We start from the raw sequence: 22,984 nt of genomic DNA, 5'->3' as shown, positions 1-22,984 counted from the left end.
TCTAGCGCCGCGAGGGCTCAATGGAAACCCGCGACCGAGCGATCAGCCCTCGGCGATCGGCGCGATCAGCTGCGGGCCGCTGGCCCGGTTCGAGTTGACCGCTGTACTGACCCGGTAGAACTCCAGCAGGTCCTCGGGGCCGGGGCGCATAAGGCGTGCGGCCCCCTTGCCCACTTCGCCCAGCCACAGCGCCCAGTCTTTCGGCTCGAGTATCAGTGGCATGCGGTGATGGATGGCCTTGAACCGTGTGTTTGCGGCGGTGGTCACGATGGCGCAGGTGACGCGGCGGGCGTCAGGCGGCCCCCACTCCTGCCAGATCCCAGCAAAGGCGATGGGGGCACCGTCGCGACGGTGGAAATACCACGGCAGGCGCGCGCCGTCCGCGTCCTTGGTCCATTCATAGAAACCCGTGGCGACGACGATGCAGCGCCGATCCCGGCAGGCGGCGCGAAAGGCCGGCTTGTCCGCCAGGGTCTCTGCGCGCGCATTGATCAGAAGCGGGCCGTCATTTTCGGACTTGTACCAATGGGGCAGAAACCCCCATCGCAACGGATCCAGCCTGCGCCCCGTTTCCCCGGCGCGGACCACATGCACCGGGTTGGTGGGACACACATTGAAGTTGGGCACCGGCGGCAAGTCATTCGCCGGGCGCGCGGCAAACAACTGTGCCATGGCATCATTGGGAAGAGTTATTGCAAACCGTCCACACATGGGCAATGAACCTAGCAGCGGAAAAACAGGATCGAGCGGCGCATAGTCTGATGGCAACTCAAGCACCAAATTCCCTCAAGGCCAAGGCATTGGCCGATCTGGAAACAGGCAAACTGCCCCAGGCTTTGAAAAAAGCGACGCTGGGCACCAAGAAATTTCCGCAGGATGCAGACTTTCACGCCATTGCGGGTTTCGTGCTGACCGAGATGAAGCAGTACAAGAAATCCATCCCCCATTTTCAGGAGGCGTCACGTCTGAAGCCGAATGACCCGCAATTCGTGGAAAACATCGCCAATGCTCTGATGCAGACCGGGCAGATCGCTCAGGCCCTGGCCTATTCCGAACGGATGTTGGACAAATTCCCGGGCAACACGGAAATCATCCGCGTCATCGATGAAATCAAGCTCAAGGGGCAGAACTGGCGCAGCATCGTCGAAAACGCCACCGAAAAGCTGAAGAACGACCCCGACAACCCCAAGCTTCTGGCGTCGCGCGGCCGGGCCTACGGCAAACTAGGTTTTGTCGAGGCCAGTTCGCGCGACATCACGCGGGCGTATGAACTGGCGCCAGACGACATGGGGATCGCCTTCCGAAAGGCGGTCGATCTGCATCAGGCGGGTGAAAAGACGGGGTGTGCCGAGATTCTTTGGCGCATTCTGGAACAGGAGCCGCACCACATTTCGGCCTTGTATCAGCTGTCTTCGATGGTCGACCGGGAGCAGGCCAAGTCACTGATGCCGCAGGTCGAGGCGGCGATGGCCGAGCTCAACTACAGGGATTCGACGTTGGAATTCGCCAAGGCCCAGCTTGAGTCGAAAATCGAGGGCCTGGAGGCCGCACTCCCGCAGTTCGCGCGCGCCAATGCCGCCCAACACGCGGAAAACCCTTACGACTTCGGCGCCGAGGAGAAGAAACTCGAGCGGATCAAGTTTCTGTTCCCCTCCCCGGAGGCCGTTCCCAGTTCCGGCGTCGAAGACGTACCGTTGCCCATCTTCGTAGTCGGACAGCCGCGCTCGGGCACCACGCTGATGGAGATGATGCTGAGTGCGGTCCCGGATGTCGCCGGTTGCGGAGAACTGACCCTTGCCGCCGATCTGTCGGCGGTCTACTCGGATGAAAATCAGCCGTTCGGCGATACCGAGGCCCGCAAATTCGCCGAAGAGTTTCGCGAACTGATGCCGCCAATCCCTGACGGCTCCATCGCCTTTGTAGACAAGATGCCTCACAACTATCAGCGCGTGGGCTTCATCCTCTCGGCCTTCCCGAATGCCAAGATCGTGCACATGCTACGCGACCCGCGCGACGTAGGTCTGTCAAAATGGATTCGCCGTTTTCCCGCGAGTGGAATGCGCTACGCGTCAAACTTGGACTCCATCGCGCATTCGGCCAACCTGTATCGGCGCTACATGCAGCATTGGGATGCCATCTTCGGGGATCGCATCCTGACGGTGCCCTACGAAAAACTGGTGGCCGACCCTGAGACCTACAGCAAGCAGGTGGCCGCGTTCTGCGGGATCGATTGGCAAGAAAGCATGATGCACCCGGAGGAAAACAAGAAACAGGTGCGCACTGCCAGTATCGACCAGGTACGCAAAAAAATCTCGACCAAGTCGATCGGCGGCTGGCGCAAGGTCGCCGATCACGTCCGCTCCATGCTGGACGGGTTCGACCCAGAACTGTGGCCGGAATACGAGTTCGACTGAGACCCGCCAACGAAAAAAGGCCGCATCCCCGGATGCGGCCTTTCTTCTTTTAGCAAATAATCACTTCTTCTGAATACGACCGTCGAGGTAAGGCGTGTAGGGTGCATTCGCCTCCAGATATTCAGCAGTCACATCCGCAAGATCAGGGCCGAAATCATAGGCGTTCTTGTCGTCGCCCGTGAACATCTTGTACCCGTCCCCGCCATTACGGACATAGTTGTTGGTGACCACCAGATAGGTTTTGGCCGGATCGATTGGCACATAGCCATCACCCTCGGCCACCATGACCTCGGTCACGCGGCCTTCGTTGGGGGCAACCGACGGATCCCAGGTGAATTTCAACCCAGCCACCTGAGGGAAGCGGCCCTTGACCTCTTCCACCTGGCTGACCCCGTTTTCCAGCGCATCGATGATGCCCTGACCGCTGATCTCGAAGGTCGAAAGCGTGTTCTGGAAGGGCAGAACGGTCAGCACCTCGCCCATGGTCACGTCGCCCGCGTCGATCGAAGCCCGCAGGCCGCCCGAGTTGGCGATGGCGATCTGAACGCCCTGATCGGCGACCCGCGCCAGCATGGCATCGGCTACCAGGTTGCCCATTTCGCATTCCTGCACGCGGCAGATTGACCGGTCACCTTCGATCGGTGCCGCGGCGCTGGCCACGACCTTGTTGCGGATCTCCTCCAGCGGTTTGGCCAGTTCTGCGATGCGATCAAGGGCCGCCTGATCCTCGGTCACGGTGTTGTCCATGATCAGCGGCTCACCCACCGCCTCGACCACGTTGCCGTCGTCATCGAAGGTCACGTTCAGCTCGCCCAGGAACTTGCCGTAGGCATAGGCCTGAACGATCTGCACACCGTTCACAACCGTCGGATACGGCCCAACCGCCTTGTCCGACGTGTTCGACAGATAGGTGTTCGAGTGTCCGCCCACGATCACGTCGACGCCCGTGGTTTCCTGCGCGACCCGTTGGTCGACGCCATAGCCCGAGTGGCTGAGCACGATGATCTTGTTGACGCCGTCGGCCGTCAGCTTGTCGACCTGCGCCTGAACTGCGGGCACCGGGTCCGAGAAGGTGATGTTGGGGCCGGGCGAGGCCAACTCATCCGTATCCTCGGGGGTCAGGCCAATCAGGCCGATCTTTTCGCCCCCCACTTCGATCACGGTCGAAGGCATGATCCTGTCGGTCAGCAGTTCCTCGTTCTCGATATTCGCGTTCGACATCAGAACCGGGAAATCGACGGTGTCGATGAAGCCCGCCAGAACCTCGGGGCCGTCGTCGAATTCGTGGTTGCCCACAGTCATCGCGTCATAGCCCAGCTTGTTCATGAACTCGGCCGCGACCTTGCCCTTGTAGTAGGTATAGAACAACGACCCCTGGAACTGATCGCCGCCGTCCACGAGGATCGAGTTCTCGGCCCGCGCGCGCGCATCGTTGACCGCGGTGACCAGGCGCGCCGAACCGCCGAAGCACTTGCCCTCGGCATTGTCCTCGGCGCTGCAGCCGCTGTCATATTTGTTGATCGGCTCGAACCGGGAATGGAAGTCGTTGGTGTGCAGAATGGTCAGCTTGTAGTCGGCCGCCGCCATGCCTGCAGTCAGGCCAAGGGCCGCGACGGATGTCAGGAAACGGGTAATCATTTGAAACTCCCTGTTATTGATTGCCAAGATCGTGCGCCGAGGGCGGCAAAGAGTCAAAGGGGGAAATGCGGCTTGATTCTACCCCGCGCGCGGGGCATCACGGCGCCATGCTGATCTACAAGATATTCCGGGCCGAGGAATGGGCGGCCCTGCAGGCACAGGGCGAAACCCGGGGCGCGCCGGTCGATGTGGCGGATGGGTTCGTGCATTTTTCCACCGCCGAACAGGCGGCGGAAACCGCGGCCAAACACTTTGCCGGGGCCGAAAACCTGACGCTCGTGGCCTGCGATGCCCGGAAAATGGGCGATGATTTGAAATGGGAGGTCTCGCGCGGGGGTGCCTTGTTCCCGCATCTCTATCGCAACATGCGCATGGCGGATGTGGTCTGGGCCAAGCCGCTGCCGCTGGAAAACGGCGCGCACCGCTTCCCCGAGGAAATGCAATGACCGGCCATATCGACCCCGACCGCGCCCAGTTCGAGGCGTTCAAGGCGCTGGACCGCGATCACCCGATCGAGATGCTGAACCTTGTGCGGTTCCGCGCCAAGGCGGCCTATCCCGAAAGCCACGACCTGGCCGCCGCGGGGCTGAGCGGCGCCGAAGCCTATCGCCGGTATGGGGCCGAAACGGCGCCGATCATCGCGCGGCTGGGGGCCTCGATCATCTGGCGCGGCACGTTCCAGACGACGCTGATCGGCCCGCAGGGCGAAGTGTGGGACGAGATGTTCATCGCCCGTTACCCCTCGGCCCATGCGTTCCTGGAGATGGTGACCGACCCGGCCTATCGAGCGGCGGTCATTCACAGGCAGGCGGCGGTGGCCGACTCGCGCCTGATCCGCACCGCCCCTAGCCCAAACGGAGCGTCCTTCGGATGAAACTGACCGAGAAACTGGCCCTGGCCGCGCTGCATCGCGTGGATCCTGAAACCGCGCACGGCCTGTCGATCAAGGCGCTGAAATCGGGGCTGACCCCGGCGCCCGGTCCCGTCACCTCGATGCGCCTGCGCACGCAGCTGGCCGGGCTCGACCTGCCCAACCCGGTAGGTCTGGCCGCCGGGTTCGACAAGAATGGCGAAGTCCTGGGCTCGCTGTCACGCGCGGGCTTTGGGTTTATCGAGGTGGGTGCCGTCACACCGCGCCCGCAGCCGGGCAACCCCAAGCCGCGCCTGTTCCGCCTGACCGAGGACCGCGCCGCCATCAACCGGTTCGGCTTCAACAACGAAGGGATGGAGGCGATGGCCCGGCGTCTGGCGCACCGCCCCAAGGACGCGGTGATCGGCCTGAACCTGGGCGCCAACAAAGACAGCACCGACCGGGCGCGGGACTTCGCGCAGGTGCTGGCCCATTGCGCGCAATGGCTGGATTTCGCGACGGTGAATGTCTCGTCGCCCAACACCGAAAAGCTGCGCGACCTGCAGGGAAAAAAGGCGCTGAGCGCCTTGCTGGCAGGTGTGCTGGACACCCGCGGAGCCTTGGCGCGGCCGATCCCGGTGTTTCTGAAGATCGCCCCCGACCTTACGGATGACGAACTGCGGGACATCGCCGATGTCGCCCGTGACACGGGCATCGACGGTGTCATCGCCACCAACACGACCTTGTCGCGCGAAGGACTGCGCAGCCCGCACAAGGATCAGGCCGGCGGATTGTCCGGCGCGCCTCTGTTCGAGAAATCGACCCGCGTTCTGGCCCGGCTGAGCCAGTTGACCTACGGGCAGATTCCGCTGATCGGCGTGGGCGGCATCGGCACCGCCGAACAGGCCTATGCCAAGATCTGCGCCGGGGCCTCGGCCGTACAGTTCTATACCGCAATGGTCTATGGCGGCCTGTCGCTGGCGGCCGAGATCGCGCGGGGGCTGGATGCCCTGCTGGCGCGGGACGGGTTCAAGTCGGTGGCCGACGCCGTCGGCAGCAAACGAGAGGATTGGCTGTGATCGAATACTGGCACAACCCACGCTGTTCAAAATCGCGCGCCGGGCTGGCCCTGCTGCAGGACCGCGGCGCCGAAGTCACCATTCGCAAATACCTCGAGGACGCGCCCGGCGCGGATGAGCTGCGGGCGGTGCTGTCCCAGCTGGGCATCCCGGCGATCGAGATGATGCGCCGGGGCGAAGCGCGGTTCAAGGAACTGGGGCTGAGCAAAAATACGCCCGAGGAAGCCTTGATTCACGCCATGGCCGAGAACCCGATCCTCATCGAACGCCCCGTCGGGATCACTGCCGACAAGGCCGCCATCGGTCGGCCGCCCGAGCACCTGCTGACCCTTCTCTAGGCCACCTGCGCCTCGAGCCGGGGATAGCGCAGGCCCAGCGTCACCGCGCGGGCGGTGTTCAGCACCATCAGCGCGGCCCACAGCCCGTGATTGCCAAAGCTCGGCACCAGCAGGAACAGCGCCACCACATAGATCGCCACCGACTGGACCATGGCGGTGCGCATGGCGCGGGTCCAGGTGGCGCCGATATAGATGCCGTCGAACATCCAGCTGGCGACGCCGATCACCGGGGCCAGCGCCGCCCAGATCAGGTATTCGCGCGCCGCGATCCGCACCTCGGGTGCGGTGGCCATCAGGTCGATCAACGCGGGCCCCGCCACGAAGAACGTGACCCCCAGCACCAGAGCCCCACCGACGCCCCATTGCGACGCCATGACCGAGGCGCGCCGGACCTGGTATCGGTCCTTGGCCCCGACGGCGCTGCCCACCAGCGCCTCGGCGGAAAAGGCGAACCCGTCCAATGCAAAAGCGGTGATTTCCAGGAACTGCAGCAGCACCTGGTTGGCAGCCAGCGTCACATCGCCCAGATCGGCGCCTACGAACAGAAAGGTGGTGAAGGACCCGGTCAGCAGGACCGACCGGATCATGATGTCGCCATTGACCTGCATCATCCGGCGCAGGCGGGCGGGGTCGAAGATCCGCGCCCAATCGCGCCATTGATTGCCACCGAACGCATCGCGGCACAGCCACAGGCCCAGCGCCAGACCGGTCCATTCGGCGATCAGCGTGGCTACCGCCACACCTTCGACGCCCCAGCCCAGACCCAGCACGAACCACAGGTCCAGAAGGATGTTCAGCCCGTTCATCCAAACCTGCAGGAGGAACACGCCGCGCGTGCGCTCGACCGCGATCAGCCAGCCCGTCACCGCATAAAGCGCAATGGTCGCCGGTGCGCCCCAGATGCGAATCTCGAGGTAATCGCGCGTCAGCGCCTCGACCTCGGGGCTGGCGGGCGACAGGGCGAAGGCCCCTGCAAATACCGCCACCTGCGCTACGATAAAGAAAAGTCCCGCAGCGCCGCCCAAGAGCAGACCGCGCATGAGCAGAGCTCCGGTTTCAGCCGTGTCCCCTGCGCCTCGGGCCTGCGCCGCCAATCCGGTCGTGCCCATGCGCAGAAAGCCGAACACCCAATAGATCGTGGCCAGAATAACCGCGCCGATGCCAACCGCTCCGATCGGGGCGGCCTGCCCCATCTGGCCGACCACGCCGGTATCCACCGCGCCCAAAATCGGCACCGTCGCGTTGGACAGCACAATCGGCACCGCGATCTTCAGCACCCGCCTGTGCGTGATGGGTGCCGAGGCGTCCCGCATTTTGCTCAGCCCTTGGCCGAAGGCTCTTGCGGCATCAGGAAATGCCCGCTGGCCTGCGCGAACAGCTTGGCGTGGTTGTCCTGCCAGGCCTCGACGCGAACCGAGGCATACCGCCGTCCCGCCCGGCTGATGAAAGCGCGCGCATAGGCATCGCGCGGCAGGCCCGAGCGCAGATAATCCACCGTGAAGTCGATGGTCTTGGGAAAGCGGATACTGTGATCAGAGATGATGTCATCGGCGTCGATCTCACCGCTTTCGATGCGCGGGAACAGGTGCTCCCAGCTGAGCGTGATCACCGCCGTCACCTCGAGAAAGGCCGCCGTGACGCCGCCATGAATCGCCGGCAGGAATGGGTTGCCGATCAGCTTTTCGTCGAAATTCAGAACGCTGGTCAGTTCGTCTCCGCGCCGGTCGAAGCTGATGTTGAGGAACCGGATATACGGAACCCCCTCGACCAGCGCCTTGAGGGCCGCGTCGCGCCGCTGTTTCACCACCTGCATCGGTTCGGGACGGGGTCTTGTCATCTCACTTCCCCTCGACCGTGAAGGCGCCCGAGGCGGTGGCCACAGGGCGATCTTGATCGTCGTCCATGGCGGTGGCGCGCACGAAGGCTACGTTGCGCGTGATGTGATAGCAGGTTGCCCGGGTGGTGATCGTCTGGCCGGGCGTTGCGGCGCGCATGTAGTCGATGCGCAGGTCGATGGTGGCGGTACCGCCGGGGGCTGCCGGGTGGCTCATGACCGCGGCCCCGCAGCAAGTATCAAGGCTGGCCGACACCGCTCCTCCGTGAATCACGCCCGTGCGGGGATCGCCGATCAGATCCTCGTTGTAGGGCATGGTGATCTCGGCCTCGCCCTCGCCGATATGCGTCAGGGTCAGGCCCAGGGCCCGCGCATGGGGGATCGCTTCGATGAACTGGCGGGCGAGTACTGTCTTGTCGACCATTGGTGCTCTGTCCTTTTTCGTTGCCTTCTTTATGGTCTGGTGTTGACGCAAAGGGCAAGCCCGCCTGTTGCGCTTGTCCGCGCAACGCCCTAGGTTGCAGCCGAGGAGAACAGGAATGTCCGACGATCGTTTGTCATTCAAAGAGATGTGCGCCGAGTTCGACGTGACTCCGCGCACCCTGCGCTACTATGAATATATCGAGCTTCTGCAACCCGACCGCGAAGGCCGGTCGCGGTTCTATGGCCCGCGCGAACGGGCGCGGATGAAGCTAATCATGCGCGGCCGCAAGTTTGGCTTTCCGCTGGAAGAGATCCGGCAATGGCTGCTGATCTACGAGGATCAGGGCAACGAGGCCCAGATGGCGACCTTCGTCGAGATGGCCGACCGGCAGATGGAAGAGTTGCGCCAGCAGCGCCAGCAACTGGACGAAGCCATGGACGAATTGCAGCGCCTGCGCGATCAAACCGCAAAAATGCTGAACTGACCCCCGGCCTGATCATCTTGACAGACAGCCGCGCGTTGCCTTGCGCGGCTTTCTTTTTTGTCGCTGCCACCCTCGATTTCGCCTGAACCGGGGCAAGGAAATTGCCGGGACCGCGCTTTACGCGAGCGGATGTTACGTCAATTTGGAAGTGACGCAGCGTTTGAATTACGTCAACGTCACTCTCATGTTGTAAAGCGGCCATCGACTGCGCAACTCATACTGCATGACGCCAGTGACGAGGGGGATGACCCATGACCGAAGACCTGATGACGATCCGCGAAATGTGCGAGGCGTATGACGTCACGCCGCGGACCCTGCGGTTCTACGAGGCCAAGGAGCTTCTGTTTCCGATCCGGGAAGGTCAGAAACGGTTGTTCACCAAACGTGACCGGGCGCGGCTCAAGCTGATCCTGCGCGGCAAGCGCTTTGGCTTCAGCCTGGAAGAGATTCGCCAGCTTCTGGATCTGTACCATGTCGGCGACCAGCAACTGACCCAGATGACCCGCACCTATGAAATCGCGTGCGAGCGTCTGGCCGACATGGAAGCCCGCCGTGAGGAACTGACCCAGGCGATCGACGATCTGAAGGAACAGTTGCGCTGGGGCGAAAAGGTCATCGCCTCGATGAAACAGGAAAAGAAGGCTGCCGAGTAAGCCACCCGGCCGCCAGCCACCCGGACATCTGAATTTAAGGGAGCTTCAAATGCCCGTCTACAACGCGCCTACCAAAGACACGCAATTCGTTCTGCAAGAGTTTCTCAAGGTCTCGCAATCCGACATTCCGGGCTATGCCGAGCTCGAGCCCGATTTCACCGGCGCCGTGCTGGAAGAGGCAGGCAAGGTCGCTGTCAACCTGCTGCACCCGCTGAACGTGGTTGGCGACAAGGAAGGTTGCCGGTTCGAAAACGGCGTGGTCTATACCCCGACCGGGTTCAAGGACGCGTTCGAGCAGGTCAAGGAAGGCGGCTGGACCGGCCTGGACATGCCCGAGGAATATGGCGGCCAGAACATGCCTTATGTTCTTGGCACGGCCGTGGGCGAGATGTTCTCGGCCGCGAACCAGGCCTTCACGATGTATCAGGGCCTGACCCACGGCGCTGCCTCGGCCATCCTGGCGCACGGCACCGACGAGCAGAAAAGCACCTATCTGCCCAAGATGGTCAGTTGCGAGTGGACCGGCACCATGAACCTGACCGAGCCGCATTGCGGCACCGATCTGGGCCTGATGCGCACCAAGGCCGAACCGCAGGGCGATGGCAGCTACAAGATTACCGGCCAGAAGATCTTTATCTCGTCCGGCGATCACGACATGGCCGACAACATCATCCACCTGGTGCTGGCCAAGATCCCCGGCGGCCCCGAGGGCATCAAGGGCGTGTCGCTGTTCATCGTCCCCAAGTTCCTGGTGAACGAAGACGGCAGCCTTGGTGAGCGCAACGGCGTTTCGGTCGGCAAGATCGAAGAAAAGATGGGTATCCACGGCAACTCGACCTGCGTGATGAACTATGACGGCGCGACCGGCTGGCTGCTGGGGCAGGAACACAAGGGTATGCGCGCCATGTTCACCATGATGAACGAAGCGCGTCTGGGTGTGGGCATGCAAGGTCTGGCCCAGGCCGAGGCCGCCTATCAGAATGCGCTGGAATACGCCAAGGACCGCCTGCAGGGCCGCGACGTGACCGGCGCCAAGAATCCCGATGGCCCGGCCGATCCACTGATCGTGCATCCCGACATCCGCCGCAGCCTGATGGACCAGAAAAGCTTCGTGGAAGGCGCGCGGGCCTTCATCCTGTGGGGTGCGACTCTGATCGACAGGGCGCACCGCGCAGGTGACAAGGACGCCGACGGGCTGATCTCGCTGATGACCCCGGTCATCAAGGGCTTCCTGACCGATGAAGGTTACGACATGACCGTTCGGGCCCAGCAGGTCTATGGCGGCCATGGCTACATCGAGGAATGGGGCATGTCGCAATACACCCGCGACGCCCGCATCGCCATGATCTACGAAGGCGCCAACGGCGTTCAGGCGCTAGATCTCGTCGGCCGCAAGCTGGCGCAGGACGGCGGCAAGCATGTCATGGCCTTCTTCGACATGGTCAAAACCTTCTGCAAGGAAAACAGCGGCAAAGACGAAGCCTATGACAAGGCGTTCATCGAACCGCTGAAGGCCGCCTCGAAGGACCTGCAGGCCGCCGGCATGTATTTCATGCAGAACGGCATGACCAACCCGAACAACGCCCTGTCGGGTTCTTATGACTTCATGCACATGTTCGGCCATGTCTGCTTGGGCCTGATGTGGGCGCAGATGGCAAAGGCCGCGCAAGAGGCGCTGGATGCCGGCGCGTCCGACAAGGACTTCTACGAGACAAAAATCGCCACCGGCCGCTACTACATGGCACGCCGTCTACCGGCCACGGGCATGCACCTGGCGCGGATCCAGACCGGCGCCGACACGGTGATGGCACTGGACGCGGCGAACTTCTGATCCCAGTCTGGTTCCGGGCGACCCCGCCCGGAACCAGCGCTCACCGAGGAGTTGACATGCCCAAACGCTTTCGCCTGACCCGCCGCTTTCCCGTCGCCATGACCGAGGACGGATATCGAAAACTCAAGGGGTTTGCCCGCGAGGCTGGGCTGGACGAAGGAGAGGCGCTGTCATTCCTGTTCGAGAATTTCAACAGCGTGATCGACGAGGAGAACCTGACCCACCGGCTGCGCATCTTCAATTCCGAGCTTGAGGCGCGCAAACGCTAGACGACCCCGATGCCTGGCCCAGGCCCGTCGTGTTTTCAGCAAGACAAGTCCGAACGCGGCCGCGGCCGGCGGTCAGGTCTTTCTTAAGACACGTGCGTGACGAAACCGTACAAACCGCCTTGGGAGGGGTGAGTGCATGACGATAAAACTGCATTGCTTCGGAGAAAGCGGAAACTCGTACAAGGCCGCCCTTGCGCTTGAGATGTCAGGGCTGGAATGGGCGCCGGTCTTTGTCGATTTCTTCAACGGCCAGACCCGAACCCCCGAATACCGCGCCGAAGTCAACGAAATGGGCGAAGCGCCGGTGCTGATCGACGGAGATTTCCGGATCAGCCAGTCGGGCGCGATTCAGGCCTATGTCACAGAGAAGTCGGGCAAGTTCGGCGGAAAGACGCGGGAGGAGAACTATGACATCCTACGCTGGGTGCTGTGGGACAACCACAAGCTCAGCTCGATGGCGGGCCTGACCCGTTTCCTGATGAACTTCCTGCCCGAACAGCACCGCAACCCGGATGTGATCGCCTTCAACCAAGGCCGCCTGAAGGCCGCTTATCAGGTGCTGAACGCCCATCTGGAGGGCCGCGACTGGATCGTCGGCGACGGTGTGACCAACGCCGATCTCAGCTGCTGCGGCTACCTGTATTACCCCGAACCGTTCGGCTTTGATCGCGCCGAGTGGCCCCATATCGACGCCTGGCTGACCCGCCTGTCCGAGCAGCCCGGCTGGAAACACCCCTATGACCTGATGCCCGGCAATCCGTCGGATCGAGCTTGAGGAGAGAAGTATGACCGAAGCTTACATTTATGATGCCCTGCGCACCCCGCGCGGCAAGGGCCGCAAGGACGGCAGCCTGCACGAGGTGACCTCGGTGCACCTGTCGGCGGTGACGCTGAACGCCATCAAGGAACGCAACAACCTGGAAGGCCACGCCGTCGAGGACGTGATCTGGGGCAACGTCACCCAGGTGATGGAACAGGGCGGCTGCCTGGCGCGGTCCGCGGTTCTGGCCTCGGACTTGGATGAATCGATCCCCGGTCTGGCCATCAACCGGTTCTGCGCCTCCGGCATGGAGGCCGTGAACCTGGCCGCCAACCAGGTCAAAGGCGGCGCGGGCGAGGCCTATATCGCCGGTGGCGTCGAGATGATGGGCCGCGTGCCCATGGGCAGCGACGGCGCCGCCATCGCGGTCGATCCGTCGCTGGCGATGGAGACCTATTTCGTACCGCAGGGCATCTCGGCCGACATCATCGCCACCGAATACGGCTTTACCCGCGATCAAGCCGACGCGCTGGCCGTTGAATCGCAGAAACGCGCGGCCAAGGCGTGGGAAGAGAACCGCTTTGCCAAGTCGGTGATCTCGGTGAAGGACCGCAACGGCCTGACCATTCTGGACCGCGACGAATACATGCGTCCCGGCACCGACATGCAGAGCCTCGGTGCGCTGAACCCCTCGTTCCAGATGATGGGCGAGCAGATGCCCGGTTTCGACAAGGTGGCGATGCTGAAATACCCGCATCTGGAAAAGATCAACCACATCCACCACGCCGGCAACAGCTCGGGCATCGTGGATGGCGCAGCGGCCGTTCTGATCGGCAACAAGGAATTCGGCGAGAAATACGGCCTGAAGCCGCGCGCCCGCATCAAGGCCACCGCCAAGATCGGCACCGACCCGACCATCATGCTGACCGGCCCGGTTCCGGTGACCGAAAAGATCCTGGCCGAAACCGGCATGACGATCAGCGATCTGGACCTGTTCGAGGTCAACGAGGCCTTTGCCTCGGTCGTGCTGCGGTTCCAGCAGGCATTTGACGTCGATCCGGCGCTGGTCAACGTCAATGGCGGCTCGATCGCCATGGGCCACCCGCTGGGCGCCACCGGCGCGATCATCATCGGCACCCTGCTGGACGAGCTGGAGCGTCAGGACAAGGAAACCGGTCTGGCCACCTTGTGCATCGCATCCGGCATGGGCGCGGCAACCATAATCGAACGAGTGTAACGGCGGGGATCAGGAGAAGAAAAATGGCTGATTTTACACTGACCAAAGACGCCGACGGCGTTGGCATCATCACCTGGGACGTCCCCGGCAAGACCATGAACGTGATGTCGTTTGACGGCCTGTCCGAACTGAACGACTGCATTGATCAGGCCCTGGCCGATGACGAGATCAAAGGCATCGTGATTACCAGCGGCAAGGAAGGATCGTTTGCCGGCGGCATGGACCTGAATCTGCTGGCGGTGATGAAGGAACAGGCGGGTGACGACCCGGCCAAGGGCCTGTTCGAAGGCACTATGAAGATGCACGCCCTGCTGCGCAAGATCGAACTGGCCGGCATGGACCCCAAGACCAAGAAAGGTGGCAAACCGATCGCGGCCGCCCTGCCCGGCACTGCCGCCGGCATCGGCATGGAGCTGCCGCTGGCGACCCATCGCATCTTTGCCGCCGAGAACCCCAAGGCCAAATACGGCCTGCCGGAAATCATGGTCGGCATCTTTCCCGGCGCAGGCGGCACCACGCGTATGGTCCGCAAGGTGGGCGCCATCGCGGCGGCTCCGCTGCTGCTGGAAGGCAAGATGCTGGACGTGAAAAAGGCCAAGGGCGCAGGTTACATCGACGAGATCGCAGCCGATCCGCTGGCCGCCGCCAAGGAATGGGTGCTAAACGCCAAGGATGCCGATCTGGTCAAGCCGTGGGACGCTAAGGGCTACAAGATGCCCGGCGGCGCGCCCTATCACCCGGCGGGGTTCATGAACTTCGTGGGTGCCTCGGCGATGGTGAACGGCAAGACCCAGGGCGCCTTCCCGGCGGCCAAAGCCTTGCTGAGCGCGGTCTATGAGGGCGCGCTGGTCGATTTCGACACCGCGCTGAAGATCGAGGCGCGCTGGTTCACCTCGGTGCTGATGAACCCGTCCTCGGGCGCGATGATCCGTTCGCTGTTCCTGAACAAGGAAGCGCTGGAAAAAGGCGCCGTTCGTCCGAAGGGCATTCCGGACCAGTCGGTCAAGAAGATCGGCGTTCTGGGTGCCGGCATGATGGGCGCGGGCATCGCGCTGGTCTCGGCGCAGGCCGGGATGGAGGTCGTGCTGATCGACCGCGATCAAGCCGCCGCAGACAAGGGCAAGGCCTATACCGAAGCCTATCTGGACAAGGGCATGAAGCGTGGCAAGGTCACGGCCGCGAAGAAAGAGGCCATGCTGAGCCGCATCACCGCCACGCCTGATCTTGAAAAGCTGGCGGGCTGCGATCTGATCATCGAAGCCGTGTTCGAGGACCCCAAGGTCAAGGCCGAGATGACCCAGAAGGTCGAGGCGATCATCCCTGAGGACTGCATCTTTGCCTCGAACACTTCGACCTTGCCGATCACCGAACTGGCCAAGGCAAGCAAGCGGCCCGATCAGTTCATCGGAATCCACTTCTTCTCGCCGGTCGAGAAGATGTTCCTGGTGGAAATCATCAAGGGCAAGGAAACCGGTGACCGCGCCGTGGCCAAGGCGCTGGACTATGTCCGCCAGATCCGCAAGACGCCAATCGTGGTCAATGACGCGCGGTTCTTCTACTGCAACCGCTGCATCATCCCCTACATCAACGAAGGCGCGCGGATGATCACCGAGGGCGTCAAGCCGGTGCTGATCGACAACGCGGCGCGTCAGCTGGGCTTTCCGGTTGGTCCGATCCAGCTGACCGACGAAACCTCGATCGACCTGGGTGCCAAGATCGCGCGGGCGACCAAGGCCGCGATGGGCGACGCCTATCCCGAAAGCCCCGCCGACGAGCTGATCTTTTGGATGGAGGAGCAAGGCCGTCTGGGCCGCAAGGCCAAGGCCGGGTTCTTCGACTATGACGAGAACGGCAAGCGCATCGGCTACTGGCACGGTCTGCACGAGAAATATCGGCTGGCCGAACAGCAGCCCTCGCTGCAGGAAGTGCAGGACCGCCTGATGTTCGCACAGGTTCTGGAAGCCGTGCGCGCGTTGGAGGAAGGCGTTCTGGAAGACATCCGCGAAGGCGATGTTGGCGCCATCCTGGCCTGGGGCTTTGCGCCGTGGTCGGGTGGTCCGTTCAGCTGGCTCGACATGATCGGCGCGCCCTACGCCGCCGAGCGTTGCGACCAGTTGACCGAGAAATATGGCGACCGCTTCGCTTGCCCGCCGCTGCTGCGCGAGATGGCCGAGAAGGGTCAGACCTTCTATGGCCGCTTCGCCCCCGAGGCCAAAGCGGCCTGACGTACAGGTGCTGGCGCGTGGTTGAACGCGCCAGCCGCCCGCTGGCTCGACCGGGTCAGCTCTGCCAGTCGGCGCGCAACAGCAGGACCGGCTGTCTGGGCCGCCCCGGACGTCCGGGGCGCCGCTCGCCCCGGAGGGGTCTGACCGGAACCACCGGCGCCCCGGGAACCGCAACGGCCGAAGACGATACCGGGCAGGCCAGCGCCGACAAATCGCGCGCCGCCGCGACGGAAGCCACCAGTGCCGCGCCACTCTCTGCATCCAGAACCGGGTAACCGCTTTGCCCCGCTACACGCCCTCTGCCCCCGATACGGCAGGCCGGGAAATAGGCCCTCAGACCGCCTTCGATGCAAATGATCTCGTCCTGATCGAAAAACAATGTAGTCACCGGGAAACGGGTGGCCGGCATCGCCGAACCAAAGGCAAAAGACCCGCTGAGCAACCGCGCGGCGACGATGGCGCTGTCCGTCGGCGGCGCATCCAGCCAGGACGCGGCGACGGCAATCCCCTGCTCGGGCATGAGCCAGACCGGCCGCTTGTTGTAAGCCGCGCCGGCCGGCACCCGGACCGGCAGGAAGTCCGGACGGGTTTCATCAGCCGGCACCGAAATCAGGTCTTGTGACACCCGCCGCACGGGCTGGAACCCGTTGTCCGCCGTGCGTACCGGATCTCCGGGTGTCAGCGCCTCGACGGGCACCCACCCGCCATAGGTCAGAACCCGCGTTCCATGCACCAACCCTCCGCGCCGCACCGAAACAGCCTTGCGCGTCGTTGTTGCAACCCCTTTTTCAAAGGACATCTCGTCCGCTGAAACACTCACTACTTCAAACATGCGCCGCCCCCTTCTGGCACCTGTCAACTGAAACAGGTGTAGCACGGCAGGCCAAGCGACGCCTCATTTCTGCCTTTTTTCCGCCGGCTTTACGCCATCACACCGAGCATCAGGCCAAGTTTCAGGAACAGTTCCACCAACAGCCCCGCCGTTGAACGTAAATGGGAAACAGTTACCTTATTAGAAGTGATACCCGAATCTCTCGATATCTTCTGAACAGGCCTCGGCCACGGCATCGCGGGTCTGGGCGCAATAATAGCCCCGATAGTCTGCCGATCGGTTCGACGGGTTTGCATGCGGCAGACAGAATTCAAACCCAAGATGATCGAACAAGGGGCAGGCATCTTCGTGGAAATGCTCGAGCCGAACATAAGCCTTGCACAGATCCTGCCCCTTGGCGGTGGTGACGTAGCTACGCGCCGGGTTCTGCCGGAACGATCGGCGGATGTCCGGGTGCTGTACGAAACCAGCGAAATCCAGCGTCCGGGCCAAGCCGACCGCCGGGTGCGAAAACGTCTGTGTGCGCAGCCAGTGATAGTAGCTGACCATCCGATCCCAGGGGTTGCGCACCAGAGTAAAGATGAACATGGCGGGCATTAGGTCGGGCGGTACAAGCCCCTCGATATCGGACAGACGCGCGTGTTTCCACAGGCGGCCCGCGGTCACAAGCGACTGCTGACGCCGCCGTCGCCGTTGCGCCTTGGGCGTGTCTCCCACCAGAATGTCGTCCTTCATCGCACGCGCCTCGAGCGCAAGCGCCAGCGACGTTCCCCCGGTTTTCGGGATATGAATGAAGATGAAAGACCGCCCCGTCGATAGGATCACCCTAGCCCCTTTGGTATTCTGGTACTTTCAAGTGGTTCAGTGGAACATGCCCGGCACCGGTTGTGCAACAGGTTTGCGCCGTTCGGTCCGAACGTGATAGGACTTGGCCAAATCATAACGAGCAGCCCACCGTGAAGACGGCATTCAAACAATACCAACGGATCGAAGCCACCGGTCTGTGGCGCCCGTCGCCGGACGAACAACGGCGCGAGGTCGTGGTGTCGATCGGCGAAGCGACACTGACGATTTCCGACTTCAACGACCGACCGCTGACCCATTGGTCTCTGGCCGCATTGGAGCGCCAGAACCCCGGCGTCTTTCCGGCCATCTACAACCCCGACGGCGACCCGGGCGAGACGCTGGAGCTCGACCAGTCGGAAACGACCATGATCGAGGCCATCGACAAGCTGCAGCGTGCCATCGAACGTGCCCGTCCCCACCCCGGACGCCTGCGCTGGGCCAGCGTCGGCGGCGTCGCGGCCGCGGTGGTGGCGCTGCTTGTTTTCTGGTTACCGGGCGCGCTGCAATCCCATGTCGTGAGCGTTCTGCCGCAGATCAAGCGCCAGGAAATCGGCGAGATGGTCCTGCGCCGGATCGAACGCGTTTCGGGTCGGGCCTGCAACACGCGCGACGCGCAGGCGTCGCTGCGGGCGCTTGCGCAGCGGACCGGGGTGCGCCGGGTCGTGATCTTGCCCGCGGGCGTGCAAGACAGCCTAGGCCTGCCCGGTGGCATCGTGCTGCTGAACCGGGCGCTTGTCGAAGATTACGAGGACCCGGCCGTCGCCGCGGGATACATAATCGCTGAGCGCGCCCGAGCCGCACAGCAGGACCCTCTGGACGAACTGCTGGACCGGACGGGCAGCGCCGCCGCGTTTCACCTGTTGACCACCGGCGGGCTGACGACCGGGCAGATCGACGCCTATACCGAGCAGGTCCTGTCGGACCCGCGCCCGGAAATCGCGGATGAGACCCTGCTGCAGAGCTTTGCCCAGGCCCGACTGCCTTCGACGCCTTATGCCTATGCGCGCGACATCACCGGCGAAACGGTTCTGCCCCTGATCGAGGCCGACCCGATGGCAGCTGAGCCTCTGGACCAGGTCCTGCCTGACCGCGACTGGGTGCGGCTGCAGAACATCTGCAGCGACTAGGCGCCTATTTGGTGCCGAACATCCGGTCGCCGGCATCGCCGAGGCCGGGCATGATGTAGCCCTTGGAATTCAGCTCGCGGTCCAGTGCGGCGGTCACGATTTTGACATCGGGATGTGCCTCTTTCATGCGCGCCACACCTTCGGGGGCGGCCAACAGGCACAGGAACCGGATGTCGGTGGCGCCGGCCTGTTTCAGCAGGTCAACCGCCGCGGCCGAGCTGTTACCCGTGGCCAGCATCGGGTCAACCGCGATCACCAGCCGGTCTTTCAGCCCCTCGGGAACCTTGAAATAGTACTGCACCGGCTGCAGCGTTTCTTCATCGCGATACAGGCCCACAAATCCGACCCGGGCCGAGGGCACCAATTCCAGAACGCCGTCCAGCATCCCGTTGCCCGCACGCAGGATCGACACCAGCGCCAGCTTCTTGCCCGCCAGGATTGGCGCGTCCATCTCCTCCATCGGGGTCTCGATGTTGCGCGTGGTCAGCGGCAGATCGCGGGTCACCTCATAGGCCAGCAGCAGCGTGATCTCGCGCAGCAGTTGCCGGAACGAGGCGGTCGAGGTGCCCTTGTCCCGCATGAGCGTCAGTTTGTGCTGAACCAGTGGGTGGTCGACGACGGTCAGATGTTCGCTCATGTGTTCTCCAGTCTTTTTCTGACCCTTGCTCGGGTCTCTTCATCGCAGAATGCGGCGTTCAGGGCGGTGTCGTTCAGCGCGGCGAAATCCTCGGCGTCCCAGCCGAAGGCCTGGGCCAGCATCTCATATTCGCGGCGCATGTTGGTATGAAAAAACGGCGGGTCATCGGTGGAAACCGTGACCTTCACGCCCGCCTCGCGCAGCCGCGCGATCGGATGGGTCGCGAAATCCGGGTACAAGCCCAGCACCACGTTCGAGCCCGGGCAGACCTCGAGCGTAACGCCCCGGTCGGCCAGTTCATGCACCAGATCGGGGTCTTCGATAGCTCGCACGCCGTGGCCCACCCGTTCGACCCCCAGCGCGCGTACGGCATCGCGCACGCTTTCGGGGCCGCCGAATTCGCCGGCATGGGTGGTCAGGCGCAATCCGGCCTCGCGCGCGCAGTCGAAGGCCCATTTGAAATCGGCCTGCTGGCCCATGGCCTCGTTCCCGCCCATGCCGAACCCGGTGATCCAGTCGCCCGCGGTTTCGGCGGCGCACAGCGCGCTGCGCTTGGCCTTGTCGGGCCCAAAATGGCGCACGCAGGTCACCACACCGCGCAGAGTGATGTCGAACTTGCGCTCGGCCTCGTCGGCGGCGTCCTGAATGGCGGCCAGATAGTCGCGCCAGGCGTGCAGATCGCCCCCGCCGCAGAAATCGGGGCTGAGGAAGGTTTCGGAATAGACCACCCCGTTCGCCGCGCTTTCTTCCAGGATCGCCAGCGTCAGGCGGCGGAAATCCTCGGGCGTTTTCAAGACCTCGCAGGCGGCCTCGTAGACGCTGAGGAAATGCCCGAAATCACGGAAGTCATAGCTGCCGTCGGGCTTGAAGATGCCGCTCAGGTCAACCTTCTTTTCCTGCGCCAGCTGGCGGATGAAGCCGGGCGGAGCCGCACCTTCGTGATGCAGGTGCAGTTCGATCTTGGGCAGGTCTGCGACGGTCATAGAAAGGTCCTTCCCGGCCCTTGCGCCGGAATGCTCAGGTGATGTGCGATGCTGGCGGCCACGTCGGCGAAATTGACCTGCCCGATCTGTCCGGCCCCCAGGCCGGCGATCAGCACCGGCACCTGTTCGCGGGTGTGGTCGGTGCCGACCCAGCTGGGGTCGTTGCCGTGATCGGCGGTCAGAAGAAACAGGTCGCCCGGGCGCAGCCGGGGCAGGATACGCCCGATCTCGGCGTCGAACCATTCCAGCGCGCGGGCATAGCCCGAGATGTCGCGCCGGTGGCCGTACTGGCTGTCAAACTCGACGAAATTTGCGAATGTCAGGCTGCCGTCCTCGGCGCTGTCCACGAGGCGCGACAGGTGACCCATCAGATCGGCGTCCGAGCCCTTGTCCAGCGTGTCGATCCCCTGCATCGAGAAGATGTCACCGATCTTGCCCACGCCATGCACATTGCGCCCGGCATCCTGCGCCCAGTTGGTCAGCACCGGTGCGGGCGGCGTGATGGCAAAATCCTTGCGGTTGGTGGTGCGGACAAACCCCTGTTCGGGCGATCCCACGAAGGGGCGGGCGATCACCCGGCCCACCTTCATCTTGTGCAGAATGGGGGCGAGGGTCCGGCACATCTGGTACAGGCGCTCCAACCCGAAAGTCTCCTCATGCGCAGCAATCTGGAACACACTGTCGGCCGAGGTATAGCAGATCGGCCAGCCGGTGCGCATGTGTTCCGCGCCCAGTTCGGCGATGATCGTGGTGCCCGAGGCATGGCAATTGCCCAGAATGCCCTCGGTTCCGGCGGCCTGTGCGGCGGCGCGGGTCAGATCCTTAGGGAACGCGGGAACCGTGTCGGGGAAATAGTGCCAGTCCCACGGCACCGGCAGCCCGGCCAGTTCCCAATGGCCCGAAGGTGTGTCCTTGCCCGGCGAATGCTCGCGCGCGCAGCCCCACAGGCCGGTCGGGTCGGCCTCCAACCCCGGCGCATCCGCGCCCGAAGCCAGTTGCACCGCCGCCCCAAGCCCCAGCGCATCGAGGTTGGGCAGGCGCAACGGCCCGGACCGGCCATCCTCGGCCCGCCCTTCGGCGCAGGCCTGCGCGATATGGGCCACCGTATTGGCGCCCGTGTCCGGCACGTCGCCATTGAAGAACCGGTCGGCATCCGGCGCGCCGCCGACGCCCACCGAGTCCATCACCACAAGGAACGCGCGCCTCATGCAAGGATCCTTTCCTGTACGAGCTCCGGCACCGGAACGGCCGCCGGGCCGATGGTGATTGCGGCGCGCACGGTTTGCGCGGCCCGCTGTGCGGCATCCTCGCGCGCGGCATGGACCACGGCCAGCGGCGTTCCGGCCGAGACCTTGTCGCCCAGCCGCACCAGCGCCGACAGGCCCACCGCCGGGTCGATCACGTCGCTTTCCACCTGCCGGCCACCGCCCAACGCCACGACCGCAAGGCCCAGCGCCTCGCCATCCATCGCGGTGACATAGCCTTCGTCCTGCGCCGTCACCTCGAGGATCACGCTGGCCTCGGGCAGATAGCGCGTCCAGTCCTCGACCAGGCCCAGCGGTCCGCCCACCGCGGCCATCATCCGGCCGAACCGCTCGGCTGCGCGGCCATCGCGGATTACCTCGGCGATCATGTCCCGCCCCGTCTGCACGTCGCCGACCATACCAGCGTCAGACAACAGAACACCGCCCAGCTCGACCGAAATCTCGGCCAGGGGCGAGGGCTGCCCACCGGTCAGCACCTTCATCACTTCGGCGATTTCCAAGGCGTTGCCCAGCGCGGGCGCCAGCGGCTGATTCATGTCAGTGATCAGGGCCGAGGTCCGACACCCGGCCGCATTGGCCGTTTCGGTCAGGGCCTGCGCCAGCATGCGCGCCTCGTCCAGCGTTTTCATGAAGGCCCCGCTGCCAACCTTGACGTCCAGCACCAGCGCATCGGGGCTGGCCGCTAGTTTCTTGGACAGGATCGAGGCCGTGATCAGATCGAGGCTTTCGACCGTGGCGGTAACGTCGCGGATGGCATAGAGCCGCTTGTCCGCCGGGGCGATCTGCGCCGTCGCGCCGACGATGGCGGCACCGGTCTCGGCCAAAATCTGGGCCAACCGGCCCTGGCCGATCTGGGTCGACACGCCTGGGATTGCCTCGAGCTTGTCGAGCGTCCCGCCGGTATGGCCCAGACCGCGGCCCGAGATCATCGGCACATAGGCTCCGCATTCCGCCAGCGCCGGGGCCAGCAAGAGGCTGACGCAATCCCCCACACCGCCGGTCGAATGCTTGTCGATCACCGGACCGTCCAGATCCCAGGTCAGAACTTCACCGCTGTCCCGCATGGCCAGCGTCAGCGCGGCGCGGCCCTCGGGACCCAGCCCGCCCATGCAGACGGCCATAGCAAAGGCTCCGGCCTGGGCGTCGCTGACGCTTCCATCGGCCAGACCTTGGGCAAACCACGCCAGCTCGCCGGCATCCGGCACCTCGCGGCGGCGTAGTTTCGCGATGATCGAACGGGCGTCCATGGGCGCGGCCC

24 protein-coding genes are annotated in these 22,984 nt (G+C 63.7%); 13 read left to right on the top strand and 11 right to left on the bottom strand.

The window, feature by feature from the left end:
* Positions 1–42: 42 nt before the first annotated feature.
* Positions 43–711, bottom strand: coding sequence for an SOS response-associated peptidase (locus AC2FMN_RS08405; RefSeq protein ID WP_496687387.1), 669 nt, complete (start codon positions 709–711; stop codon positions 43–45).
* 50 nt (positions 712–761) lie between these two features.
* Here AC2FMN_RS08405 and AC2FMN_RS08400 point away from each other — a divergent pair, with 50 nt between their 5' ends.
* Positions 762–2,414 carry a tetratricopeptide repeat-containing sulfotransferase family protein gene (locus AC2FMN_RS08400; RefSeq protein WP_496687385.1) on the top strand — a complete coding sequence of 551 codons (1,653 nt, stop codon included), beginning with the start codon at positions 762–764 and terminating at the stop codon, positions 2,412–2,414.
* A 60-nt stretch (positions 2,415–2,474) separates the two neighbouring features.
* Here AC2FMN_RS08400 and AC2FMN_RS08395 read toward each other — a convergent pair whose 3' ends face one another.
* Positions 2,475–4,052 carry a bifunctional metallophosphatase/5'-nucleotidase gene (locus tag AC2FMN_RS08395; RefSeq protein ID WP_496687383.1) on the bottom strand — a complete coding sequence of 526 codons (1,578 nt, stop codon included), beginning with the start codon at positions 4,050–4,052 and terminating at the stop codon, positions 2,475–2,477.
* A gap of 107 nt (positions 4,053–4,159) precedes the next feature.
* Between AC2FMN_RS08395 and AC2FMN_RS08390 the strand changes: the two genes are divergently transcribed.
* The 4 genes from AC2FMN_RS08390 to arsC are packed head-to-tail and all read left to right on the top strand — an operon-like array spanning position 4,160 to position 6,319.
* Entirely contained in the window at positions 4,160–4,498 is a 339-nt protein-coding gene (locus tag AC2FMN_RS08390; protein ID WP_496684407.1) for a DUF952 domain-containing protein, read from the top strand.
* Positions 4,495–4,926: a DUF1330 domain-containing protein gene (locus tag AC2FMN_RS08385; protein ID WP_496687381.1), complete on the top strand. Its 432-nt coding sequence runs from the start codon at positions 4,495–4,497 to the stop codon at positions 4,924–4,926. Before AC2FMN_RS08390 ends, AC2FMN_RS08385 begins: the two co-directional genes overlap by 4 nt.
* The gene (locus tag AC2FMN_RS08380) at positions 4,923–5,981 is read left to right on the top strand and encodes a quinone-dependent dihydroorotate dehydrogenase (RefSeq protein ID WP_496687380.1); all 1,059 of its coding nucleotides are present in this window, start codon (positions 4,923–4,925) and stop codon (positions 5,979–5,981) included. Before AC2FMN_RS08385 ends, AC2FMN_RS08380 begins: the two co-directional genes overlap by 4 nt.
* Positions 5,978–6,319, top strand: coding sequence for an arsenate reductase (glutaredoxin) (gene arsC / locus AC2FMN_RS08375; protein WP_496687379.1), 342 nt, complete (start codon positions 5,978–5,980; stop codon positions 6,317–6,319). The genes AC2FMN_RS08380 and arsC overlap by 4 nt, the downstream gene beginning before the upstream one ends.
* Here arsC and AC2FMN_RS08370 read toward each other — a convergent pair.
* From AC2FMN_RS08370 to AC2FMN_RS08360, 3 genes are read right to left on the bottom strand one after another with little or no spacing between them, the layout of a single operon-like run.
* Positions 6,316–7,632: an MATE family efflux transporter gene (locus tag AC2FMN_RS08370; protein ID WP_496687378.1), complete on the bottom strand. Its 1,317-nt coding sequence runs from the start codon at positions 7,630–7,632 to the stop codon at positions 6,316–6,318. The two genes, arsC and AC2FMN_RS08370, sit on opposite strands and share 4 nt — an antisense overlap.
* Before the next feature lie 5 nt (positions 7,633–7,637).
* Complete coding sequence (locus tag AC2FMN_RS08365) at positions 7,638–8,156, bottom strand: PaaI family thioesterase (protein WP_496687376.1); 519 nt, start codon at positions 8,154–8,156, stop codon at positions 7,638–7,640.
* Between the two features lies 1 nt (position 8,157).
* Positions 8,158–8,577 (bottom strand): PaaI family thioesterase, encoded by a 420-nt coding sequence (locus AC2FMN_RS08360; protein ID WP_170358398.1) that lies wholly within the window; start codon positions 8,575–8,577, stop codon positions 8,158–8,160.
* A gap of 115 nt (positions 8,578–8,692) precedes the next feature.
* On the opposite strand from AC2FMN_RS08360, the gene AC2FMN_RS08355 reads away from it, so the two are divergent.
* The 7 genes from AC2FMN_RS08355 (at position 8,693) to AC2FMN_RS08325 (ending at position 16,036) form a co-directional block, all read left to right on the top strand.
* Positions 8,693–9,061 (top strand): MerR family transcriptional regulator, encoded by a 369-nt coding sequence (locus tag AC2FMN_RS08355; protein ID WP_496678371.1) that lies wholly within the window; start codon positions 8,693–8,695, stop codon positions 9,059–9,061.
* A gap of 251 nt (positions 9,062–9,312) precedes the next feature.
* Positions 9,313–9,714 carry a MerR family transcriptional regulator gene (locus AC2FMN_RS08350; RefSeq protein ID WP_005981908.1) on the top strand — a complete coding sequence of 134 codons (402 nt, stop codon included), beginning with the start codon at positions 9,313–9,315 and terminating at the stop codon, positions 9,712–9,714.
* 49 nt (positions 9,715–9,763) lie between these two features.
* On the top strand, positions 9,764–11,545 hold the full coding sequence (locus AC2FMN_RS08345) for an acyl-CoA dehydrogenase C-terminal domain-containing protein (protein ID WP_496687375.1): 1,782 nt from the start codon (positions 9,764–9,766) through the stop codon (positions 11,543–11,545).
* Between the two features lie 56 nt (positions 11,546–11,601).
* The gene (locus AC2FMN_RS08340) at positions 11,602–11,814 is read left to right on the top strand and encodes a hypothetical protein (protein WP_005981899.1); all 213 of its coding nucleotides are present in this window, start codon (positions 11,602–11,604) and stop codon (positions 11,812–11,814) included.
* Positions 11,815–11,950: 136 nt separating this feature from the next.
* On the top strand, positions 11,951–12,589 hold the full coding sequence (locus AC2FMN_RS08335) for a glutathione S-transferase family protein (RefSeq protein ID WP_496687373.1): 639 nt from the start codon (positions 11,951–11,953) through the stop codon (positions 12,587–12,589).
* A gap of 10 nt (positions 12,590–12,599) precedes the next feature.
* Positions 12,600–13,811, top strand: a complete 1,212-nt coding sequence (locus AC2FMN_RS08330) for an acetyl-CoA C-acetyltransferase (protein ID WP_496687371.1) — start codon at positions 12,600–12,602, stop codon at positions 13,809–13,811.
* 23 nt (positions 13,812–13,834) lie between these two features.
* Positions 13,835–16,036: a 3-hydroxyacyl-CoA dehydrogenase NAD-binding domain-containing protein gene (locus AC2FMN_RS08325; RefSeq protein WP_496687369.1), complete on the top strand. Its 2,202-nt coding sequence runs from the start codon at positions 13,835–13,837 to the stop codon at positions 16,034–16,036.
* Between the two features lie 55 nt (positions 16,037–16,091).
* Here AC2FMN_RS08325 and AC2FMN_RS08320 read toward each other — a convergent pair whose 3' ends face one another.
* Both AC2FMN_RS08320 and AC2FMN_RS08315 read right to left on the bottom strand, forming a co-directional pair.
* Positions 16,092–16,856 (bottom strand): Hint domain-containing protein, encoded by a 765-nt coding sequence (locus tag AC2FMN_RS08320; protein ID WP_496678382.1) that lies wholly within the window; start codon positions 16,854–16,856, stop codon positions 16,092–16,094.
* A 192-nt stretch (positions 16,857–17,048) separates the two neighbouring features.
* Positions 17,049–17,693 carry a sulfotransferase family 2 domain-containing protein gene (locus AC2FMN_RS08315; RefSeq protein ID WP_496687367.1) on the bottom strand — a complete coding sequence of 215 codons (645 nt, stop codon included), beginning with the start codon at positions 17,691–17,693 and terminating at the stop codon, positions 17,049–17,051.
* 131 nt (positions 17,694–17,824) lie between these two features.
* Between AC2FMN_RS08315 and AC2FMN_RS08310 the strand changes: the two genes are divergently transcribed.
* A complete protein-coding gene (locus AC2FMN_RS08310) occupies positions 17,825–18,841 on the top strand; it encodes a hypothetical protein (protein ID WP_496687366.1) in 1,017 nt (338 codons plus the stop codon).
* 4 nt (positions 18,842–18,845) lie between these two features.
* Here AC2FMN_RS08310 and upp read toward each other — a convergent pair whose 3' ends face one another.
* The 4 genes from upp to AC2FMN_RS08290 are packed head-to-tail and all read right to left on the bottom strand — an operon-like array spanning position 18,846 to position 22,973.
* Entirely contained in the window at positions 18,846–19,478 is a 633-nt protein-coding gene (gene upp, locus AC2FMN_RS08305) for a uracil phosphoribosyltransferase (RefSeq protein WP_490361960.1), read from the bottom strand.
* Entirely contained in the window at positions 19,475–20,461 is a 987-nt protein-coding gene (locus AC2FMN_RS08300) for an adenosine deaminase (protein ID WP_496687364.1), read from the bottom strand. The genes upp and AC2FMN_RS08300 overlap by 4 nt, the downstream gene beginning before the upstream one ends.
* Positions 20,458–21,669, bottom strand: coding sequence for a phosphopentomutase (locus AC2FMN_RS08295; protein WP_496687363.1), 1,212 nt, complete (start codon positions 21,667–21,669; stop codon positions 20,458–20,460). Before AC2FMN_RS08295 ends, AC2FMN_RS08300 begins: the two co-directional genes overlap by 4 nt.
* Positions 21,666–22,973: a thymidine phosphorylase gene (locus AC2FMN_RS08290; protein ID WP_496687361.1), complete on the bottom strand. Its 1,308-nt coding sequence runs from the start codon at positions 22,971–22,973 to the stop codon at positions 21,666–21,668. Before AC2FMN_RS08290 ends, AC2FMN_RS08295 begins: the two co-directional genes overlap by 4 nt.
* Positions 22,974–22,984: the final 11 nt, after the last annotated feature.

It is taken from the genome of Ruegeria sp. BHSC037 (assembly GCF_059613045.1).
Note: the sequence above shows the minus strand (reverse complement) of the source record. Positions and strands in the feature narration are given on the sequence as shown.

What these genes read in the sequence shown, in the direction of transcription:
- AC2FMN_RS08395 (WP_496687383.1), bottom strand. Translation starts at nt 4,052, where the DNA reads ATGATTACCCGTTTCCTGACATCCGTCGCGGCCCTTGGCCTGACTGCA.
- AC2FMN_RS08370 (WP_496687378.1), bottom strand. Translation starts at nt 7,632, where the DNA reads ATGCGGGACGCCTCGGCACCCATCACGCACAGGCGGGTGCTGAAGATC.
- AC2FMN_RS08350 (WP_005981908.1), top strand. Translation starts at nt 9,313, where the DNA reads ATGACCGAAGACCTGATGACGATCCGCGAAATGTGCGAGGCGTATGAC.
- AC2FMN_RS08390 (WP_496684407.1), top strand. Translation starts at nt 4,160, where the DNA reads ATGCTGATCTACAAGATATTCCGGGCCGAGGAATGGGCGGCCCTGCAG.
- AC2FMN_RS08295 (WP_496687363.1), bottom strand. Translation starts at nt 21,669, where the DNA reads ATGAGGCGCGCGTTCCTTGTGGTGATGGACTCGGTGGGCGTCGGCGGC.
- AC2FMN_RS08400 (WP_496687385.1), top strand. Translation starts at nt 762, where the DNA reads ATGGCAACTCAAGCACCAAATTCCCTCAAGGCCAAGGCATTGGCCGAT.
- AC2FMN_RS08385 (WP_496687381.1), top strand. Translation starts at nt 4,495, where the DNA reads ATGACCGGCCATATCGACCCCGACCGCGCCCAGTTCGAGGCGTTCAAG.
- AC2FMN_RS08290 (WP_496687361.1), bottom strand. Translation starts at nt 22,973, where the DNA reads ATGGACGCCCGTTCGATCATCGCGAAACTACGCCGCCGCGAGGTGCCG.
- AC2FMN_RS08330 (WP_496687371.1), top strand. Translation starts at nt 12,600, where the DNA reads ATGACCGAAGCTTACATTTATGATGCCCTGCGCACCCCGCGCGGCAAG.
- AC2FMN_RS08360 (WP_170358398.1), bottom strand. Translation starts at nt 8,577, where the DNA reads ATGGTCGACAAGACAGTACTCGCCCGCCAGTTCATCGAAGCGATCCCC.
- AC2FMN_RS08335 (WP_496687373.1), top strand. Translation starts at nt 11,951, where the DNA reads ATGACGATAAAACTGCATTGCTTCGGAGAAAGCGGAAACTCGTACAAG.
- AC2FMN_RS08365 (WP_496687376.1), bottom strand. Translation starts at nt 8,156, where the DNA reads ATGACAAGACCCCGTCCCGAACCGATGCAGGTGGTGAAACAGCGGCGC.
- AC2FMN_RS08405 (WP_496687387.1), bottom strand. Translation starts at nt 711, where the DNA reads ATGTGTGGACGGTTTGCAATAACTCTTCCCAATGATGCCATGGCACAG.
- AC2FMN_RS08345 (WP_496687375.1), top strand. Translation starts at nt 9,764, where the DNA reads ATGCCCGTCTACAACGCGCCTACCAAAGACACGCAATTCGTTCTGCAA.
- AC2FMN_RS08300 (WP_496687364.1), bottom strand. Translation starts at nt 20,461, where the DNA reads ATGACCGTCGCAGACCTGCCCAAGATCGAACTGCACCTGCATCACGAA.
- AC2FMN_RS08380 (WP_496687380.1), top strand. Translation starts at nt 4,923, where the DNA reads ATGAAACTGACCGAGAAACTGGCCCTGGCCGCGCTGCATCGCGTGGAT.
- AC2FMN_RS08340 (WP_005981899.1), top strand. Translation starts at nt 11,602, where the DNA reads ATGCCCAAACGCTTTCGCCTGACCCGCCGCTTTCCCGTCGCCATGACC.
- AC2FMN_RS08325 (WP_496687369.1), top strand. Translation starts at nt 13,835, where the DNA reads ATGGCTGATTTTACACTGACCAAAGACGCCGACGGCGTTGGCATCATC.
- AC2FMN_RS08355 (WP_496678371.1), top strand. Translation starts at nt 8,693, where the DNA reads ATGTCCGACGATCGTTTGTCATTCAAAGAGATGTGCGCCGAGTTCGAC.
- upp (WP_490361960.1), bottom strand. Translation starts at nt 19,478, where the DNA reads ATGAGCGAACATCTGACCGTCGTCGACCACCCACTGGTTCAGCACAAA.